Source organism: Nonomuraea sp. NPDC051191 (assembly GCF_044455665.1).
GTDB lineage: Bacteria > Actinomycetota > Actinomycetes > Streptosporangiales > Streptosporangiaceae > Nonomuraea.
In genome coordinates this window covers 16,019-31,959 of the sequence record NZ_JBITEZ010000007.1, presented here as the reverse complement: position 1 = coordinate 31,959, position 15,941 = coordinate 16,019, and the positions used below count along the sequence as shown (strand labels likewise).

Here is a 15,941-nt window from a genome sequence, read left to right as displayed (position 1 = left end):
TCCGGAAGGCGTCGCGATGAGCGAACGTTCGCTGAACACTGATGTTCCGAGCCCCGCCCGCATCTACGACCTGTGGCTGGGCGGCAAGGACAACTACGAGATCGACCGGATGGTGAGCGCGCAGATCCTGGCCGCCGTGCCCGACCTGCCGGTGCTGGCCCGTACGAACCGGGAGTTCCTCGGCCGCACGGTGCGGTACATGGCCGGAGAGGCGGGCATCCGGCAGTTCCTGGACATCGGCACCGGCATCCCCACGGCCGACAACACCCACCAGGTCGCCCAGGCGGTCGCCCCCGACAGCCACGTCGTGTACGTCGACAACGACCCCATGGTCCTGGCCCACGCGCGGGCGCTGCTGCGGGCCGCTCCCGCGGGCACGACCGCCTTCATCGACGCCGACCTGCGCGAGCCCAACAAGATCCTGGCCGCCGCCGCCGAGCATCTCGACTTCGACCGGCCGATCGGGCTGACCCTGCTCGGCGTCGTGGACTTCATCCCCGACACCGGACAGGCCCGCTCGATCATCGCCGAACTGCTGGCCGCGATGGCGCCGGGCAGCCATCTGGCCGTCTCCCACGGGCTCGTCGGCAGGCAGCTCGAAGAGGGCGTCCGCCACTGGAACGAGAGCGGCGGCGCGCCCATGACGCTGCGCACCCTGGACGAGGTCACGAGCTTCTTCGACGGGCTGGAGCTGCTGGAGCCGGGCGTGGTGGCGCTGCCGCGCTGGCGTCCCGTCCCCGAGACGTTGTACGCCGACCGCGAGGCCGTCTACTACGCGGGCGTCGGCCGCAAGGGCTGATCTTCCCCGGATTCGTACCGGTCCGGTGGATGCCGCCTTCCGGACCGGCGTACGCCGCCTGGCGGGCGCGCGTACCCTGAGTCCCCGATCGACTTCGCTGGGTGACGGGATGCGGTGCGGGATGGACGACGGGTTCGGCGCGGGGCTGGGGAGCGAGCGGGACCGGTGCGCGCGGGATCCGTGCCCCTGGCCCTCCGGGCCGTTCACGGCCGGGGACGCCAGGTGGCTCTTCGGGCGTGAGCGGGTGGTGTCGGAGCTGGTGGGGCTGCTCTCGGCCCCCGGCCGTCCCGGCCATCCCGTGGTGCTGACCGGGGCGGCCGGGGTCGGGAAGACGTCGGTGCTGGCGGCCGGGCTGGTGCCGGCCGTCCTGGAAGGGGCGCTGCCGGGGGGCGGCACCGGGGTGTTGTGGCGTTCGCCGGGCTCGCCGGTCGGGGGCGGCGGGCGGCCGGTGGAGTCGTGCGCGCTGTTGGTGGTCGACCGGTTCGAGGAGCTGTTCACGGCTCGGGCCGAAAGCGAGCGGGCGGCGTACGTCGAGGAGCTGTGCCGGCTCGCGGCGGGCGGGCTGCCGGTGGTGATCGGGATGCGGGCCGGCTGCTACGAGCGGTGCCTGGGGTTTCCACCGCTGGTGGAGGCGCTGCGGGCACGGTCGCTGCCGCTCGGCCCGATGACCGGCGCCGAGCTGCGCCGCGCGATCACCGGACCGGCCCGGGTCGCGGGCCTGTCCCTGGAGCCGGGGCTGACCGAGACGATCCTGCACGACCTGGGGGCCCGCGACGACGCCCCGGCGGCGGCCGACGCGCTGCCCCGCCTCTCCCACGCGATGCGCGCCACCTGGCACCACCGCGACGGCGACACCCTCACCCGCCACGCCTACCACCCCACCACCACCGCACCACCACCGCCGACTGCCGACGACGCCCTCTCCGCAACGGCGCGGCCCACCGAAGGCTTTCTCGTGGAGGCGTCCCCGGCCCTGGAGGGGGGTGGGGGCGGGGAACCGTCGGGTCGGGTGCCTGGTTCGCCCGCCCGCGGCGGGGGGTGTCCGGTCCGGCGGAGGGTGCGGGGGCTGGTGGTGGCGTTGGTGGTGCTGGTCGTGGTCGCCGGGGTGGGGGCCGGGCTGGCGTGGCAGAAGAGCGGCCGGGCGAGCGACGCCCGCGTCACCGCGCTCGCCGAACGGGCCGCCGCCCAGGCGCGGGCGCTGCGGACGACGGACCCGGCGCTGGCGATGCAGGTGGCGGTGGCCGCCCAGGGCCTGGCCGACACCCCGGGCACCCGAGGCACGCTGCTCGACACCGCCGAGCCGTACGCCACCCGGCTGCGCTCCACCGGCGACCGCCTGCGCGCGATCGCCTACAGCCAGGACCACGCCCTGCTCGCGACCGGCGCCGACAACGGCGTGGTCGAGCTGTGGGACGCCGCCGACTCGCGCCGCCGCACCCCGCTCGCCACCCTGCCGCGCACCGCCGGGCCGGTCGGCGCTCTCGCCTTCCGCCCGTCCGGCGGGGACCGCGTCCTGCTGGCGGCCACCCGGGACGGCGTCGAGGTGTGGAACGTCGTGGACCCGGCCCGCCCCCGGCACGTCGCCGCCCTGCCCGGCGCGTCCACGGCCGCGTTCACCCCGGACGGCCGCACGGTGCTCGCCGCCGCGGCGCACGGCGTCCGGCGGTGGCGGCTGGCCGGCCGGCCGGTCCCCCTGCCCCCGGTACGCACGTCCGCCCAGGTCACCCGCTTCGCCGTCGGCGACGACGCGGTGGTCACCGGCCACGACGACGGCAGCGTGCGCCTGTGGGACCCGGCGGCCCCCGCCTCCCCCACCGACACGATCGCGACCGGCCTCCAGGACGCCCCCGCCGCGCTCGCGATCAGCCCCGACGGCAGCGCGCTGGCCTGGTCCGCCCCCGACCGCGGCACCTGGCTCTGCCGCCTGGACGCTCGGCGCTGCCACCGTCCCACCCGGTACGGCGACCCCGCCGGCGCCCTGGCCTTCAGCCCGGACGGCACCGTCCTGGCCGCCGCGGGCGACGACCGCACGGTCCGGCTGTGGAGCCTGGCCACCCGCGCGGAGGTCACCTCGTTCCCGCATCCCGACCGCGTGCTCGGCCTCGCCTTCACCGCCGACGGTCAGGCGCTGGCCACCGGGTCCGCGGCCGGCGCCTTCTACCAGTGGCGCCATCCGGTACGCGTGCCCGCCCCGGTGACCGAGCTGGCCCTGAGCCGGGACCGGACGCTGATGGCCACGACCGGCGCGCGCGGCGGCGCGCTGTGGGACGTCCGCGACCCCCGGCACCGCGTGCTGCTGTCACGCTGGAACGTTCCACGGACCGCCGGTCTGGCCCTGAGCGGCGACGCCCGCCGCCTGGCCACCGTCGAGCGCGGCGTGGCCGTGACCGTGTGGGACATCCGCGACCCCTACCGCCCGGCCCGGCACGTCCGGCTGCCGGTGCGCGGCCTGGCGGTCGCCGCGCTCAGCCCCGACGGCCGCACCCTGGCGACGGGCGACCACGGCGGGCGGCTGCTGCTCTGGGACGTCACCGGCCCCCCGCGCCGCCTGGCCGCCCGCGACGGCTTCGGCGACGTCGGCGCGCTCGACTTCAGCCCCGACGGCGGCCGGCTGGCCAGCGGTGGCGCCGACCGCGGCGTACGGCTGTGGGACGTGCGCCGCCGCGCCCTCGACCAGGTCGCCCACCACGAGGAGCACGCCGACGCGGTGGCCGCCGTGCGCTTCGGCCCCAAGGGCGACGTGCTGGTCAGCACCGGCCACGACCGGACCGCCCGGGTCTGGAGGATCGCCGACCTCCGCCGCGTTCCCCGTCCGGCGGTCCTGCGCGGGCACGACGACACCGTCCGGATCGCCGGGTTCAGCCCCGACGGCGCCGCCCTGGCCACCACGGACGCCTCCCGCACCACCCGCGTGTGGGACCTGCGGTCCCGCCGGCCGATCGCCGTGCTGTCCCATCCCGACCTCGGGACCGTCCTGTACGCCGACGACCACACCCTCGTCTCGGCCGCCGGCCACGACCTGCGGCTGTGGGACCTGCGGCCGGAGGCGGTGGCGGCGGTGGTCTGCGAGGCCGCCGGGATGCCGCTCACGCGGGCCGAGTGGCGGCGGTACTTCGACGACCTGCCCTACCGTCCGCCCTGCCGGTGACCCCGTGGCAGGGCGGTGACAGAGATCCGGCAGCGGCCGCTGGCACGGTCGCCCCATGACAGACAGGACGAACGTGCTCATCGTCGGCGCCGGGCCCACCGGCCTCACCCTCGCCGTGGAGCTGGCCAGGCGCGGGATCGCGCACCGCGTCGTCGAGCGGGCGGCGGCGCCCTCGGCGGGCTCCAAGGGCAAGGGCCTGCAACCGCGCACGCAGGAGATCTTCGACGATCTCGGGATCATCGACCGGGTCCTGGCCGGGACGACGCCCTACCCGCCCATCCGGGTCAGGATCGGGCGGCTGCCGGTCTACCAGGGCCGCATGCACAGGCCGGCGGCGGCGAGCGACGAGGTGCCGTACCCGATGGTGCGGATGCACCCGCAGTGGCGCACCGAGGCGGTGCTGCGGGAGCGGCTGGCCGAGCTGGGCGGCGAGGTCGAGCACGGCGTCGAGCTGACCGGCTTCGCGCAGGACGCGGAGGGCGTGACGGCCCGGCTCGGCACCGGCGCGACGCTGCGGGCCGGATACCTGGTCGCCGCCGACGGCGGCCGCAGCACGGTACGCAAGGCGCTCGGCGTCGGCTTCACCGGCGAGACCCGCGAGGAGGAGCGCATGGCCCTCGGGGACGTGCGCGTCGAGGGACTGGACCGGGAGCACATCCACGCCTGGGTGCGGCCGGGCAGGGGGATGGTGGCGCTCTACCCCATGGCCGGCACCGACTGCTTCCAGTTCATGGCGCCGCTGAGGCCGGGCGCGACGCCGGACCTGACGCCGGCCGGCTTCCAGCGGCTCTTCGCCGAACGCTCGATGCTGCGCAGTGCCCATGGTGTCCGCATCACCGAGCTGCTGTGGTCCTCCCTCTACCGGGTCAACATCCGGCTGGCCGACGCCTACCGCGCCGGACGCGTCCTCCTGGCCGGGGACGCCGCCCACGTGCACTCCCCGGCGGGCGGCCAGGGGCTCAACACCGGCGTCCAGGACGCCCACAACCTGGGCTGGAAGCTCGCCCGCACGCTGACCGGCGGGCCGGCGTCGCTGCTGGACACCTACGAGGAGGAGCGCCGCCCGGTCGCCGCCCGCGTGCTCGGCCTCAGCACGGACCTGCACGACAGGAAGTCGTACAAGCGGGACGAGGAGACCTACCAGCTCCAGGTCGGCTACCGGGGCGGCTCGCTGGCCCGCGCGGGCGGCGAACGGGTGCCCGACGGGCCGCTGCGGCTGGCCGACGGCTCCCGGGCGCGCATGTTCGACCTGCTGCGCGGCCCGCACTTCACGCTGCTGTCACCGGACCCGGCGCCCCGCGTGCCGGGCGGGCCCGAGGTGCGGGCGTACGCCCCGGCCGAGCCGTACGGCGGGGTGCGGCACACGCTCGTGCGCCCGGACGGCCACGTCGGGATCGCCACGGACTCCGCCGCCGAGCTGGCCGGCTACCTGACGCTGGTGTGAGCCCCCGGCCGGCGCGATCATCCGCAGACGGGCCGGTAGGGCAGCGCGGGCACGTACGTCCGCCATTCCCGCTCGGTCAGCGCCCGCCCGGCGCGGGCGCAGACCGTCCGCGCCACCAGTTCGGCGACGGCCGGGACGCGTCCGATGGTCCCGCCGGCGTCCACCGTCAGGACGTGCGACCCGTCGGGGGTGAAGGCGACCGACAGCAGCTCGCCCTCGTCGCGGTCGAGGCCGCCGCCCGGGTCCGCGGACAGCCCGAGGTCGACGCCGGTCCTCGGGTCGATCAGGCGGACGCGGCCCTGCCCGGCGTCGGCCGCGACCAGGTCCTCGACCGGCGAGTACGCCGCCGTCCCGGCGAAGGAGAACCCCTCGGTGTCCTCGACCAGCCGCCGGCCGCCCGCGTCCCACGTGCTCAGCCGCCCGCGCGAGTCGAACACGACCACCCCGTCCCCCGCGTGGGTGAAGCGCACCCAGGCGCCCAGGACGTCCTTGCCGAAGACGCCGAACGGCGAGCCCGCGGCCCGGCCGTCCGATGCCCGCAGCAGGCGGACGTCCAGGCCGGTCACCGCCAGCCGCCCGCCGTCGGGCGCGAACGCCAGGTCTACGACCCCTCTCACGCGCGTGCTCCACAGGCGGCGGCGGGCCCGCCAGTCCCAGAGCTCGACCGCGTCCTCGCCGTTTCCGGGGCCGTCGAGCACGAGCGCGAGCCGGCCGCCGTCGGGGCTGAAGCGGACGAGCTCGGGCTGTGCCTTCCCGATCCCGGCAGGGAAGCCGCCCACGGGCTTCCGCGTCGTGGTGTCCAGGACGGTGACGTCGTGGCCGGACGCCAGCGCGACGTCGTGCCCGTCGCGGCTGAAGCCGAGCGCCTGCGCGGCGGGCAGGCGGCCGGACGTGCCGCCCTGGACCTGGCGCAGCGTGCCGTCCACGACGAGGTGCAGCCCGTCCTCGCCGAGGTCGGCCCGCTCGTACGGCGGCCCTTCGCTCGGCTCGTTCAGCAGGTCGGCGACGTCCACGGCGAACACCTGGTCGCCGACGAGGTAGCGGAAGGTCGTACCGTCGAAGGCGGCGGCCGGACGGGTGCCCGCCTCGCCGTCGCCGCGCACCGGGACGACGCTGAGCAGGTGGCTGTCGGGCAGGCGCCAGAACTGCACGGTGGCGTCGGTGACGGTGGCCAGCAGCCGTCCGCCGCGGTCGAAGACGGGATCGCCCTTGTTCCAGGCGCCTTCCGTGCCCTCGCCGATCTCCTCCGTCCAGCCCTCCTTCGTCTGGGTCAGGGTCAGGGTGCCATCGCCCGACGTGGCCAGCCACCGGCCGTCGGGGCTCAGCGTGCCGCGCCTGGCGGCGGGGTCGGCGGCGTCGGCGACGGTCCACTGCTCGCTGTTGTCCGGCTCGACGATCACCTTGCGGCCCTCGTGCCGGCGGACGGCGTTCTCCCAGCCTTCGACCAGGTCCTTGACCCGGTTGACCGGCCAGGTTCCGACCGGCCGGCCGATCCGGGCGTCCCAGGCGCGGGCGCGGCTCTCGGTGGCGGCGACCAGCGTGCGGCCCGAGGGGGACAGCCCGATGTCGGACACCGGGCCGCCGCCGAGCCCCAGGCCGGAGATCAGCGCGGTGCGGCGGCCCGTGCGCACGTCCCACAGCCGCGCCTGGTCCTGGCCGACGCTGAGCAGCGTGTGCCCGTCGGCGCCCAGCGCCCGCAGGGTGCTGCGGGCGGCGGCGGGGTCGCGGAACATGCCGCGCTCGCGCTGCGCGAGCGCGGCGGTCATCGCCGCCCTGGCCTGCGGCGTGGGCCGCAGCCGCCAGGCGGCCACGGCGAGCAGCCCGGCGAGCACGGGATCGCTGCGCCTGGTCGCCTCGGCGCGGGCGGCCAGGCGGGTGGACTCCGACGTCATCAGGCGGTCCTGCAACTCGTCGGCGCGGGCGGCGGCGAGCCTGCTCTGCTGGATCGCCAGGCCGCCCGCGACCAGCGCGACGACCAGCAGCCCCGCCAGGCTCAGCGTCAGGAGCCGGGCGCGGCGGGCCCGCCGCTTGGCCAGCCGCGCCGACGACTCCAGGAACTCGCGCTCGGCCTGGGACAGCCTGATGTCGCGGCGGGCGGTCGCGGCCCAGCTCAGGGCGTCGTCGAGCATCGTGCCGTGGAACAGGCCGCCGTCCCTGCGGCCGCCCTCGTCCCAGCGCCGGACGGCGGCCAGGATCGGGCCGTGGACGACCAGCCCCTCCTTGTTGGCCTCGATCCAGCGGCGCAGCCGCGGCCAGGCGTGCGGCAGGGCCGGGCGGGCGAGCCAGACCTCGCGCCCGTCGCGGCCCAGCAGGTACGCGAACACCTCCAGGATCCTGGTGACCGCCGGCGTCTCGGCCGCCGGCCTGCCGGCGACCAGCTCGTCCAGGGCGGCCTTCCGGGTGGCCAGCTCGCCCTGCGCGTCCACGGTGAACAGGCGCAGGAACACCTCGGGCGCCAGCTCCCGTTCCGCCGGGGCGAGCAGCGCGTAGGAGTCCTCGGCCAGCGTGCCGAGCGCCGGGTCCGCGGCGGCCTCGGCGACGCGGGCGGCCTGTCGCCCGCGTTCGAGCAGCCGCGCGGTGTCGAGCCCGCCGTCCCCGCTGACCAGCGCGAGCAGGAGCTGACGGGCTTCGGGACGCCGGCCGGGCTCCTTGCTCAGGGCCGCCGACACCAGCGGGCGCAGCGAGTCCGGCAGCGCGGCCAGGTCGGGCGTGACCGACAGCACCCGGTGCATCACCCCGCCCAGGCTCTCGGCCTCGAACGGGTCGGCGCCCGTGGCCGCGTACAGGACGACGCAGCCCCAGGCGAACACGTCCGCGGGGGCGCCGGCCCGCTGCCCGCCGAACACCTCGGGCGCCATGTACGTCGGCGTGCCGGTCACCAGGCCGGTCGCGGTCAGCGACATCTCGGCCGTCCGCGCGATGCCGAAGTCGATGACCCGCGGGCCGTCCGGGCCCAGCAGCACGTTGTCCGGTTTGAGGTCGCGGTGCACCACGCCGGCCTCGTGGATGGCGGTGAGCGCCGTCGCCACCGCCGTGGCCAGTCGGTGCAGGTCGCCGCCCGCGAAGCGGCGTCCGGCGGCGATCGCCTGGCGCAGGCTGGGCCCAGCGACGTACTCGCTGACGATGTAGGGACGCGGGCCGTCCAGCTCGGCGGCGAGCACGCGAGCCGTGCAGAACGAGGCGACCCGCCCGGCCGCCTCGGCCTCCTTGGCCAGCCGTCCGGCCTCGTCGCCGTGCAGCACCTTGATCGCGACCCGGACGCCGTCCTCGGCGTAGGCCTCGTAGACGACGCCCTGGCCGCCGGCGCCCAGCCGTCCGGCGAGCCAGTAGCCGCCCAGGCGCTGGGGATCGTCGGCGGTCAGCACGTTCACGGACGGTTGGATGCGGTGATCGTCCGGAAAGTTGCGACCATTTTTCCCGATTTATCGGGCCTTGACATTCCCTCGATGACAGGACCTAAGATCGCCGCCGTGCTCATGACCTTGACGCTCAGCGCGGCGCTCGTCCTCACCGGAACCCCCGCGCAGGCCACCAAATCCGTGTCGTTCCAGGGCTTCACCATCCAGGTACCGGTCTCATGGAAGGTGAAGAAGGACCCGGTCGGAGGGCTCGACGTGGTCACCGGCGCCTGCTCGAAGCAGGCGATGGAATGCCCCGGTTTCTCCATCGGCGGCCGGCAGGCCATCGCCTACGCCTCCGAGGGCGGCCCCTACCGGGCGGGGCAGCCGTACCACCCCAGCAGCGGGGTCATGGAGTGCGTTCCCGACAAACGTTACGTGGAGGGCGTCGCGCCCCTGAAGCCCTCGCGCGCCGCGACCGTACAGGTGGGGAAGGGGCATCCGGCCCGCTTCACCGAGTGGAAGCTGACCTGCCAGACGAAGACCAGCAAGCCGACCTCGGTGGCCTACACCCAGCGCATCTGGTACCTGCGCAAGGAGAAGGTGCTCGTCGTCGACCAGTGGAAGACCCCCGGGCTCGGGGACATCCTGGCCAAGGCCGTCTGGCGGTGACCCGGTTGCCCGCGCGCCCTGCGGGCAGGAGATCGTCATGCGCAGCAAGCGGCTCTCGACCAACGAGGAGCAGACGTACGCGGTCGTCCTCGACCCCGGCGACGAGGTGGTCCGGAGCCTGACGGAGTGGGCGGCCGGCAACGGCATCCGCGCCGCCCGCCTGACCCGCACAGACCCGGCCCGCCGGCCGGTGGCCGGTCCGGTAGTGGCCGGTCCAGGGGCGGCCCGGCGGTCACTCGAAGTCGTCCGGGTTCAGTTCCTTGAGGCGTTCGAAGCGCTCGCGCTCCTCGTCGTAGGGCTCGTCGTTCTCGGGGCCTTCGAGGTCGGCCGCGGGCGTCTCCTGGTCCTCGGACTCTTTGCGTCGCATCGTCATCCCCCCTCAGGAAGACGAGGCGCGGGGCTCCCCCGCGCCCACCCCTCCGGCTACCCCTCCGACCTGCGGGCAAACGGGCGCCGACATCGGATGTTGACCGGCTCTTGTGCAGGCTCGTGGGGGCCCTTGGCGCGTCCATGGGGAGGTTTCCGGGCGATTGTTCCGCCTTTCTGAGGAGATGTACGTGCCCACCAAACGTTCCACCAAGCCGACCCGGTCGAAGCCCGACAGCCAGCCGTGGCTGCACGTGAACGGCGTGGAGATCCAGGAGTACGGCACCGTGCGGATGTTCCCGCTCGGCCTCTCCCGCGACGCGCGCGAGTACTCCTGCCAGCGCCTCAACCAGATCCTGGCCGACACCCAGATCCTCTACAGCCTCTACAAGAAACACCACTGGCTGATGCGCGGCCCGACCTTCTACCAGCTCCACCTGCTGCTGGACAAGCACGCCTCGGAGCAGATCGCGCTGGTGGACGAGATGGCCGAGCGCGTGCAGACCCTCGGCGGCGTCGCGGTGGGCGACCCGCGCCACGTGGCCGAGATCACCGTGATCCCGCGCCCGCCGAACGGCTGCGAGGAGGTGCCGGCCATGCTCTCGCGCCTGATCGAGGCGCACGAGACCATCCTGGTGGCCGCCCACGACGCGGCCAACCGGGCGCAGGAGATGGGCGACGACGGCACCAACGACCTGCTGGTCTCCGACGTCATCAGGACGAACGAGCTGCAGACCTGGTTCCTGATCGAGCACCTGGTGGACACCCCGCTGGTGGAGAAGCCGGACAGGTGACCGGGGGCCGGGCCCGGTAAGCCGGGACTCGATCGCAGGTGAAGGAAATGTCTGGATTTAGGTGGACATCGCCGTACGGGCGTAACAGTTCATTCCGGGCGCGGTAAGGCACCGCATCGAGCCTGCGCCCCCGGGTACGGGAGGAATCGCGGGCCCTCAGGCCCGCCGGCGACCCGCCAGAGCGCGCCGCCACGAAAGCGCGCCTCACCAGCGGGACGCCCCCTGACCAGGGCCGGCCCCGACCGGGCCGCCCTGACGGGGGCTACTTCTGACCGGGAGCGACGGAGAACGACATGACCGAACCGCTGACCTCACGGCCCGCCCCCGCACACGGCGTCGCGGGACGGGAGCGGCGGCCATGAGCCTGTCGGACCGCGAACGCCGCATCCTGGCCGAGATCGAGCAGGATCTGCGCTGGCAGGACCGCGACTTCGCCTGCCGCATCGACGCGCTCAACGCCAAACCGGCCCGCCGCCGCCGCTGTCCGGTGACGCGACGGGAGATGGCCTTCATCCTGATCATCGTGGTCGCGATGACGCTGCTGTCGGCGGTCGTGTTCGTGGCGGCGGGCCGTCCGCGCACCCCGCCCGCGCCGCGCCCCACGCGCGAGGTGGTGACCACCTCGCCACAGGTCACCCACCATTGAGCGGGTGATCGACGGCGGAGCCGCTCAGGACGGCGGCGGGGCGACCGAGGCGCGGGTGACCAGCCGCGAGCGCAGCGTGTGCACGTCGTGCCGCGGCTCGCCGCCGTCGAGCACGTCGAGCAGCACCTCCGCCGCCTTCGCGCCGAGCTGGTGGACCGGCTGCTCGATCATCGTCAGCGGCGGGTCCATGACCGCCGCCCACGCGCTGTCGTCGAAGCCGATGAGCGAGATGTCGGCCGGATAGGACAGCCCGGCGGCGCGTACGGCCCGCAGCGCCCCGGTCACGGCGTCGGTCTCGGTGCAGAACAGGGCGGTGGTGCGGTCGGGCAGCGCCAGCATCCGGGCCACCTCCTGGGTGGCCCACTCCTCGGTCTTCGGGCCGGTCATGACCAGCTCGGGGTCGAAGGGGATGCGGGCGTCGTCGAGCGCGTCGAGGTAGCCGCGCAGGCGCTCGCCGTCGGTCCACACGTTGCGCGCCTTCTCCAGCAGCGCCCGCCTGGTCACGGGCGGGTCGACCGAGGACGGCCCCCACACGAACCCGATGCGCCGGTGGCCGGCCGCGATCATCACCTCGACCGCCTCGCGGGCCGCGCCGCGGTTGTCGATGACGACCGTGTCGAGGTCGAGCGGCGTGACCGCGCGGTCGACGAGCACGATCGGGATGCCCCGGCCCATGGCCGCCCTGATGTGCTTGACCTCGTCGCGCCCCACGGCCGCGGAGGCGATGATCACGCCGTCGACCCGCTTGTCGATGAGCACGTCGGTGGCCGCCACCTCCTCGTCGAGCCGCTCGTACGTGCTCAGCACGATCGTGTCGAACCCGCGGGCGCGCGAGGCGTCGGAGATGCCGCGCAGGACGCCCGCGAAGAACGGGTTGCCGATGTCGGCCAGGATCACGCCGAGGGTGTGACTGACCCCGGTGGACATGCTGCGGGCCAGGGCGTTGGCGCGGTAGCCGAGCTTCTCGGCCGCCGCCAGCACCCGTTCGCGCAGCTCGGGGCTGACGTAGCCGTAGCCGCCGAGGGTGCGGGCCGCGGTGGCGCGGCCGACGCCGGCCTCGGCGGCCACCTCCGAGATCGTCGGCCGGCCCGACTGGCTCCGGTCGGCTGCCATCGAACGGGTTCCTCGTTTCTGGGGGGTCGCGGGCACGCCCATGCTAGTCGCGCGGGGCGGGCCTGCCGAAGCCGAACGCGCCTTCGACGAAGCACTGCTCGTAGGCGGTCTCCGCACCGGCCAGCAGCGCCCGCTCGATCCTGCCGCGGCCGGGCGCCACGCCCTTGCGCCAGCCGTCGCGCAGCAGCGAGACGGCGAACCCGGCCAGGAACGCGTCCCCGCAGCCCATGGTGTCGACGATCTTGCCCGGGTCCTCGACCAGCCGGGCGGGGGCGGCGACCAGGTCGCGGCCGTCGTAGGCCATCGCGCCGTCCACGCCCCTGGTGCCGAGGGCCAGGCGGGCGCCGCTCGCCACCACCCGGGCCAGCAGGTCGCGGGTGCCCGCCTCGTCCAGGTGGGAGCAGGACGACAGCACCAGGTCGGCGTGCGGGCAGACGCGGTCCAGGTAGGCGGGGGCGCGGTAGTCGTCCTCGCTGGACAGGTCGAAGCTGACCAGGGGACGCAGGCCGGCGAGCCCGGCCAGCTCGTCCTCGCTGCCGGAGTAGACGCTGGAGTGCACCAGGTCGAACGAGCCGGCGTAGGCCAGCAGGTCGCCGGCCAGCGACAGCGGCTCGCGCACGGTGACGCCGCCGCCGTTCCAGCCCAGGAAGACCCGGTCGCCGTCGTCGACGCGCAGCCGGGAGACGCCGCTCTCGCCGGGACGCACCACGCAACGGTCGACGGCGACGCCCTGCGCGGCGACGGCCTCGCGCAGGAAGCCGCCGAGGTCGTCGTCGCCGAAGACCCCGAGGTAGGCGGCCTCGACGCCGAGGCGGCCCGCGTAGACGGCGACGTTCACGCTGTTGCCGCCCGGATAGTCGATGCCCCGATCGACGAACCGGTCGACGATGTTGTCGCCGAAGCCGAGGACTCTCATGTTTCTCCTGTGCCGGGGGTTCGGGGTGGGCAGGCCGTGGCCGCTCCCGTCCCGGCGGGCGGGAGCGGGAGCGGGGTGGCGGTGGCCTAGTAGTCCATGACCCGGTAGTAGCGGCGCAGGTCGAGCGAGTGGTCGCGGACCCGTTCCAGGTGCTTGCTGACCCGGCCCATCACCGTGTCGAGCACGAGCGGCGCGAGCAGGCCGCGGAACTCGGGGCTGATGCCGTCGAGCGGGTAGTCGCGGGTGTCGAAGACGGTGACGTCCTTGGAGACGCGCCGGGCGAACGCCTCCGCGCGGTCGGTGAGCGGGCGGGTCTCGTCCTCGCCCTGGAAGATCAGCACGCTCGTGTCCTCCTCCAGCAGCTCCAGCGAGCCGTGGAAGAACTCGGCGCTGTGCACCCTGGTGGTGCGCAGCCACTGCATCTCCTCAAGGATGCACATCGAGTACAGGTAGGTGAATCCCCACAGGTTCCCGCCGCCGATGAGGAAGTGGTAGCCGGTGTCCTTGTGGGCCTCGGCGAAGGCGGACGCCACCGGATCGGCCTGCCGGGCGACCTCCAGCAGCACGCCGGGCAGCCCGGCCAGCTCGCCGGCCAGCTTCTCGTAGCCCTCGAACTCGCCGCGGCGCGACAGCAGGCGACCCATGAACAGCAACATCTGCTGGTCGAACGGCCATGCCTTCGGCTCGGAGACGAGCACGGCGTCCACGGCCTTGGCGATCGGCGAGTCGGGGTAGCCGGTGAAGCCGACCGTGTAGGCGCCCTTGTCCTTGACGTACTCGATCGCGCGCAGGCTGTCCTCGGTGGTGCCGGAGACCGAGGTGAAGATCGCGACCGTGCGCTCGCCGAGGCGGGCGTCGCCGGAGACGACCAGCTCGGCCGCGACGGCGGCGCGGACGTCGAGCGTCGAGCTCCGCCTGGCCAGGTGCTCGTAGGGCCACATCTGGGCGTACGTGCCGCCGGCGCCGACGAGCAGGAGGGTGTCGAACCCCTGGTCCACGAGCCGATCGACGAGTTCCTCGATCTGGGGGCGCAGGGCCACGGTGCTGGCCAGCTGCGACAGGAATTCCGGCTCGTTGAATCCGAGCATCTTCGCGTCCTTTCGGGAATGCTTGCGGGCCGGCGCCGCCCAGCGGCCTGATACCGGTATCACGCGGAGGTCACGGTGGCACAGGATCCGGCCACGCGTCAACACCCCGCCTGCGAGAACCCGAAGTGGCCTGCTGTTTCACCTCGGCGAAAAGCCCGCCGGGAGCCGCCTGGAAAGAAAATCTTCCTCTGCGCTCTGGTACCGGTATCAGTTCATCTGTACAGTCAGCCAACACCCCCACCGCGGACCGGCAGGTCCCCCTCTCCCTCCGAGAGAAAGGAAGCCCATGCGCCCTCGCGCAATGACGTCGTTCGCGGCGCTCCTCGGGACGCTCGCCCTGGCCGGCTGTTCCGGCGGCGGCGACGGAGCGGCCAAGGCCCCCGCCGCCGACCTGTCCGCCACGCCCGACTTCTCCGGCACGCTGAGCGTCCTCACGAAGTTCGCCGGCGACCCGCTGCAGCCGTACTTCGAGGACCTGGCCGCGGCGTACCAGAAGAAGCACCCGGGAGTGAAGGTCGAGCTCATCCAGGAGACCGACCAGAGCGTCAAGGACAAGACCAAGACGCTGACCGCCTCCGACGCGCTGCCCGACGTCTTCTTCACCTGGAGCGGCAACTGGGCGGAGAACTTCGTGCGCGGCGGCCGGGCCGCCGACCTGAGCAAGGTGATCGGCCCCGGCACCGAGTGGGGCGGCACGTTCAGCCCCGGCTCCCTGTCGGCCTTCGCCTACGACGGCAAGTACTACGGCATCCCGCTGTACGGCAACGGCAAGTTCATGGGCTACAACAAGACCGCCTTCGACAAGGCCGGCGTCAAGGTGCCCGGCACGTTCGAGGAACTGGTCGGGAGCTGCGCGGCGCTGCGCAAGGCGGGCTACGAGCCGATCGCCTTCGGCAACAAGGACGGCTGGCCCGCCCTGCACTACCTCCAGCAGCTCTTCGCCTACGACGTGCCGGCCGACGTCCTGCAGGCCGACTTCAGCCCGAAGACGGCCAAGCTCGACAACCCGGGCTACGTGACCGCGCTCAACCGGTTCAAGACCCTGGTCGACACCTGCACCGACACCGGCAAGGGCACCAACGGCGTGCTCTACAGCTCGGCCCAGCAGGCCTTCCACGACGGCAAGGCGGCCATGTACTACCAGGAGGTCCTGGAGTTCGACAACGCCACCGACAAGAACGGCCTCAAGGCGGACGACTTCGGCATCTTCCAGCTCCCGGTCCCCCAGAACGCGGCCGGCGACCCGAAGACGATCGAGGGCGCGCCCGAGGGCTACCTGATCAACGCCAGGTCGCCGCGGGCCGCGCTGGCCGTCGACTTCATGAAGTTCGTGACCTCCACGCAGAACGCCAGGACCCTGTCGGCGCCCCCGTACGGGCAGCCCAGCACGGTCGTCGGCGCGGTCACCGCCGAGACCTCCAGCAAGGCCGTCTACGAGGGCATGGAGCAGGTCAACAAGGCGCCGCGGCTGGCCGCGTGGCTCGACACCGTCACCGTGCCCGAGGTCGCCGACGCCTGGCTGGCCGGCGGCGAGGCGCTGATCAGCGGCGGCTCGACCCCCGACAAGGTGCTGGCGAGCGTCCGCGAGGCGTCGGAGTCGGCGAAGTAGGCCGGGCG

General features: G+C 74.0%; 12 protein-coding genes. 7 read left to right on the top strand and 5 right to left on the bottom strand.

The features are described 5' to 3' along the window. The first annotated feature begins 16 nt into the window (after positions 1-16). The 3 genes from ACIA8R_RS21005 (at position 17) to ACIA8R_RS20995 (ending at position 5,391) form a co-directional block, all read left to right on the top strand. A complete protein-coding gene (locus ACIA8R_RS21005) occupies positions 17-799 on the top strand; it encodes an SAM-dependent methyltransferase (RefSeq protein ID WP_397039862.1) in 783 nt (260 codons plus the stop codon). Positions 800-920: 121 nt separating this feature from the next. Continuing rightward, a complete protein-coding gene (locus ACIA8R_RS21000) occupies positions 921-3,947 on the top strand; it encodes a hypothetical protein (protein WP_397039860.1) in 3,027 nt (1,008 codons plus the stop codon). A 55-nt stretch (positions 3,948-4,002) separates the two neighbouring features. After that, positions 4,003-5,391, top strand: coding sequence for an FAD-dependent monooxygenase (locus tag ACIA8R_RS20995; RefSeq protein ID WP_397039858.1), 1,389 nt, complete (start codon positions 4,003-4,005; stop codon positions 5,389-5,391). Positions 5,392-5,408: 17 nt separating this feature from the next. Here ACIA8R_RS20995 and ACIA8R_RS20990 read toward each other — a convergent pair whose 3' ends face one another. Continuing rightward, on the bottom strand, positions 5,409-8,762 hold the full coding sequence (locus ACIA8R_RS20990) for a WD40 repeat domain-containing serine/threonine-protein kinase (RefSeq protein ID WP_397039856.1): 3,354 nt from the start codon (positions 8,760-8,762) through the stop codon (positions 5,409-5,411). Between the two features lie 75 nt (positions 8,763-8,837). Between ACIA8R_RS20990 and ACIA8R_RS20985 the strand changes: the two genes are divergently transcribed. Further along, entirely contained in the window at positions 8,838-9,401 is a 564-nt protein-coding gene (locus tag ACIA8R_RS20985; protein WP_357702740.1) for a hypothetical protein, read from the top strand. 232 nt (positions 9,402-9,633) lie between these two features. Here the strand turns inward: ACIA8R_RS20985 and ACIA8R_RS20980 are convergent, their stop codons facing one another. After that, the gene (locus tag ACIA8R_RS20980) at positions 9,634-9,768 is read right to left on the bottom strand and encodes a hypothetical protein (protein WP_357702744.1); all 135 of its coding nucleotides are present in this window, start codon (positions 9,766-9,768) and stop codon (positions 9,634-9,636) included. A gap of 190 nt (positions 9,769-9,958) precedes the next feature. Between ACIA8R_RS20980 and ACIA8R_RS20975 the strand changes: the two genes are divergently transcribed. Next, a complete protein-coding gene (locus tag ACIA8R_RS20975) occupies positions 9,959-10,561 on the top strand; it encodes a DNA starvation/stationary phase protection protein (protein WP_357702746.1) in 603 nt (200 codons plus the stop codon). 358 nt (positions 10,562-10,919) lie between these two features. Next, positions 10,920-11,207 carry a DUF3040 domain-containing protein gene (locus ACIA8R_RS20970; RefSeq protein WP_357702748.1) on the top strand — a complete coding sequence of 96 codons (288 nt, stop codon included), beginning with the start codon at positions 10,920-10,922 and terminating at the stop codon, positions 11,205-11,207. A 24-nt stretch (positions 11,208-11,231) separates the two neighbouring features. On the opposite strand, the gene ACIA8R_RS20965 is transcribed toward ACIA8R_RS20970, so the two are convergent. From ACIA8R_RS20965 to ACIA8R_RS20955, 3 genes are all read right to left on the bottom strand, one after another. Beyond that, on the bottom strand, positions 11,232-12,320 hold the full coding sequence (locus tag ACIA8R_RS20965; protein WP_357702750.1) for a LacI family DNA-binding transcriptional regulator: 1,089 nt from the start codon (positions 12,318-12,320) through the stop codon (positions 11,232-11,234). 43 nt (positions 12,321-12,363) lie between these two features. Then, on the bottom strand, positions 12,364-13,236 hold the full coding sequence (locus ACIA8R_RS20960; protein ID WP_397039854.1) for a PfkB family carbohydrate kinase: 873 nt from the start codon (positions 13,234-13,236) through the stop codon (positions 12,364-12,366). Positions 13,237-13,322: 86 nt separating this feature from the next. Next, the gene (locus ACIA8R_RS20955) at positions 13,323-14,324 is read right to left on the bottom strand and encodes an SIS domain-containing protein (RefSeq protein ID WP_357702754.1); all 1,002 of its coding nucleotides are present in this window, start codon (positions 14,322-14,324) and stop codon (positions 13,323-13,325) included. A 286-nt stretch (positions 14,325-14,610) separates the two neighbouring features. On the opposite strand from ACIA8R_RS20955, the gene ACIA8R_RS20950 reads away from it, so the two are divergent. Beyond that, the gene (locus ACIA8R_RS20950; RefSeq protein ID WP_364089501.1) at positions 14,611-15,933 is read left to right on the top strand and encodes an extracellular solute-binding protein; all 1,323 of its coding nucleotides are present in this window, start codon (positions 14,611-14,613) and stop codon (positions 15,931-15,933) included. Positions 15,934-15,941 lie beyond the last annotated feature (8 nt).